Consider the following 3,438-nt stretch of genomic DNA (forward strand, 5'->3'; position numbering starts at 1 on the left):
CTCCTCGGACGCCTTGGCGGTGCCGGCCTCGTCGGTTTCGACGGCCTTCGCGGCCGTCTCGGCCTCGGCAGTCGTCCCGGCCGTCTCGGCCTCGGTCACCGGAGGCTTCTCCGCCTCGGGCTGCTCGGTGGCGGCGGTCTCCGCGACCTCGGCGGCGACGGCGGCCGACGTCTCCGCCGACTCCTCCAGCACCGCGTCCGGCACCAGCTCGGAGGCTTCCTTCGCCGCCGTCAGCAGGACGGTGTCCTGCGGGGCCTGGTCGGCGAAGTTCTCCGGGTGGTGGCAGGCCACCTTCTGGCCCGGCCGCAGCTCCAGCAGCAGGGGCTCGGTGGTCTTGCAGATCTCCGTCGCCTTCCAGCACCGGGTGTGGAACCGGCAGCCGGACGGCGGCGAGATCGGCGAGGGCACGTCGCCCCGGAGCAGGATGCGATCGCTCTTGGCGCCCCGGCGCCTGGGGTCCGGGATCGGCACCGCCGACATCAGCGCCTTGGTGTACGGGTGCATCGGCGCCGAGTACAGCGAGTTGCGGTCCGCGATCTCGACCATCTTGCCGAGGTACATCACCGCGATCCGGTCCGAGACGTGCCGGACGACCGAGAGGTCGTGCGCGATGATCACGTAGGTGAGGCCCAGTTCCTCCTGGAGATCGTCCATGAGGTTGACGACCTGGGCCTGGATCGACACGTCCAGCGCGGAGACCGGCTCGTCGGCGACGACCAGCTTCGGCTTCAGCGCGAGCGCGCGGGCGATGCCGATGCGCTGGCGCTGGCCGCCGGAGAACTCGTGCGGGTAGCGGTTGTAGTGCTCGGGGTTGAGCCCCACGACCGACAGCAGCCGCTGGACCTCCTTCTTGACGCCGCCCTCGGGCTCGACACCCTGGAGCCGGAAGGGCGCCCCGATGATGGTGCCGATGGTGTGCCGGGGGTTCAGCGAGGAGTACGGGTCCTGGAAGACCATCTGCACATCGCGGCGCATCGGGCGCATGCCCGAGACCCCGAGGTGCGTGATGTCCCTGCCCTCGAACTCGATGGTGCCCGCGGTCGGCTCGTCGAGGCGGGTGATCAGCCGGCCCATCGTGGACTTGCCGCAGCCCGACTCGCCCACGACGCCCAGCGTTTCACCGGCGCGCACCTCGAAGTCGATGCCGTCGACCGCGTGCACCGCGCCGACCTGCCGCTGCAACAGCCCCTTCTTGATGGGGAAGTGCTTCTTCAGGCCGCTGACCTTCAGCAGGATCTCGCCGTCCGCGCTGTCGGCGCGTCCGGCCTGCGCGGGGATCGTCACTGCCTTCTCGTCGCTCACAGCTTCGGCGCAATCTCTTCGGTCCAGATCCGCTCCCGCTGCTCCGTGTCCATGTGGCAGGCGGCCCAGTGCGTGCTGCCGACCTGGGTCAGCTCGGGGCGGACCGTGCGGGTCACGTTGTCCTTGGGGAGGTCGGCGTACGGGCAGCGCGGGTTGAAGGCGCAGCCGGACGGGATGTTGATCAGGGAGGGCGGGGAGCCCTTCACCGGGATCAGGCGGTCCTGCTGTTCGCGGTCGAGCCGCGGCATCGAACCGAGCAGACCCCAGGTGTAGGGGTGCCGGGGCTCGTAGAACACCTTCTCCGCCGGGCCCCGCTCGACACAGCGGCCGCCGTACATCACCAGGATGTCGTCGGCGAGTTCGGCGACGACACCCAGGTCGTGGGTGATGACGATGACCGCGGAGCCGAACTCCTTCTGCAGATCGCGGATCAGGTCGAGGATCTGCGCCTGGACGGTCACGTCCAGGGCGGTCGTCGGCTCGTCGGCGATGAGCAGCTCGGGGTTGTTGACCAGCGACATGGCGATCATGGCGCGCTGGCGCATACCGCCGGAGAACTCGTGCGGGTAGTTGTCCACCCGCTTGTCCGGCTGGGGGATGCCCACCCGGTCGAGCATCTCGATCGCCCGCCTGCGCGCCGTCTTCTTGTCCACGTTGTGGTGGATGCGGTACGCCTCCACGATCTGCTGGCCGATCGTGTAGTACGGGTGCAGCGCGGACAGCGGGTCCTGGAAGATCATCGCCATCTCGCGGCCGCGCATCCGGCGCACCTGGTCGGGATCGGCGGACAGCAGCTCGGTGCCGTTCAGCCAGATCTCGCCGGAGATGCGCGCCTTCTGCTTGCCGTACTGACCGGCGGTGTGCAGGCCCATGATGCCGAGCGAGGTGACCGACTTGCCGGAACCGGACTCGCCCACGATGCCGAGGGTCTTGCCCTTCTCCAGCGTGAAGGTCAGTCCGTCGACGGACTTGACGAGGCCGTCGTCGGTCGGGAAGTGCACCTTGAGGTCGCGTACGTCCAGGAACGCCTGGCCGGCGGTCTTGGTGTCGGTGGGCTCGCCCACCGCGGCTCCGGTCTTGCTGAGTTCGGTCATGAGAGCCTCACGCGCGGGTCGATCACGGCGTACAGGATGTCCACCAGGAGGTTGGCCACCAGCACCGCCACCGAGGTGATCAGGGTGACGCCGAGGATGACCGGCAGGTCCTGATTCTTGATGGCGTTGAGGACGGCCTGGCCGAGGCCGGGCAGGCTGAACGTCGTCTCGGTCAGGATCGCGCCGCCGATGAGGGCGCCGAGGTCCATGCCGAGCATGGTCAGGATGGGGGTCATCGTGGAGCGCATGGCGTGCTTGCCGATGACCGTCTGCTCCTTGAGGCCCTTGGCGCGGGCGGTACGGATGTAGTCCTCGCCGAGGATCTCCAGCATGGTGGCGCGGGTGATCCGGGCGTACATCGCCGCGTACAGGAAGGCCAGGGTGACCCAGGGCAGGATCATGCCGCCGAACCAGCCGCTGAGGCTGTCTCCCAGAGGCACGTACTGCGCGTCGATGAGACCGAACCCGTAGGAGAAGATCGCCAGCGACAGCAGACCGGTGAAGTAGATGGGGAGCGAGACGCCGCCCAGGGCCACCACCATGGCGGTGCGGTCCCAGAGGGTGCCCCGCTTGAGGGCGGAGAGGACACCCGCCGCGACACCGAAGACCAGCCACAGGACCGCCGCGCCGAGCGCGAGGGAGAGCGTGACCGGGAAACGGTCCGTCAGCACCGGCCAGATGGCCTGTTCGCTGCGGAAGGAGTAACCGAAGCACGGCGCGGCGCACTGGGTGACATCGCCGCCGGCCGCGTAGGTGCGGCCCACGAAGATGCCCTTGAAGAACTCCCACACTTGCTGGACGATCGGGTCGCCCAGACCGAGCTTCTCCCGGATCGCCTCGACTGCCGCGGGGTCGGCCTGCTTGCCCACGAAACTCGTGGCGACGTCGACCCCCGCCCACTTGGGGACGAGGAAGAAGATGCCGAAGACCACCATGACGATGACCACGAGCATCACTGCGGCGGCGAAGAGCCGCCTGATGAGGTAAGCGAGCACAGCTAACGGCCCGCTGCGGACCGTGAACCGCCGGAGTTCTTCCGGCG

At 68.8% G+C, this 3,438-nt stretch carries 3 protein-coding genes; all 3 read right to left on the reverse strand.

Annotation, left to right across the window (positions count from 1 at the left end; all coding sequences use genetic code 11):
- On the reverse strand, positions 1 to 1,302 hold a 1,302-nt coding region (locus ACFWN1_RS32380; RefSeq protein ID WP_384370040.1), incomplete at its 3' end, for an ABC transporter ATP-binding protein.
- Positions 1,299 to 2,396: an ABC transporter ATP-binding protein gene (locus ACFWN1_RS32385; RefSeq protein ID WP_384370043.1), complete on the reverse strand. Its 1,098-nt coding sequence runs from the start codon at positions 2,394 to 2,396 to the stop codon at positions 1,299 to 1,301. The genes ACFWN1_RS32380 and ACFWN1_RS32385, both read right to left, overlap by 4 nt.
- Positions 2,393 to 3,391 (reverse strand): ABC transporter permease, encoded by a 999-nt coding sequence (locus ACFWN1_RS32390; RefSeq protein ID WP_384370046.1) that lies wholly within the window; start codon positions 3,389 to 3,391, stop codon positions 2,393 to 2,395. The genes ACFWN1_RS32385 and ACFWN1_RS32390 overlap by 4 nt, the downstream gene beginning before the upstream one ends.
- Positions 3,392 to 3,438 lie beyond the last annotated feature (47 nt).

Source organism: Streptomyces sp. NPDC058459 (assembly GCF_042721685.1).
Lineage (GTDB): Bacteria > Actinomycetota > Actinomycetes > Streptomycetales > Streptomycetaceae > Streptomyces.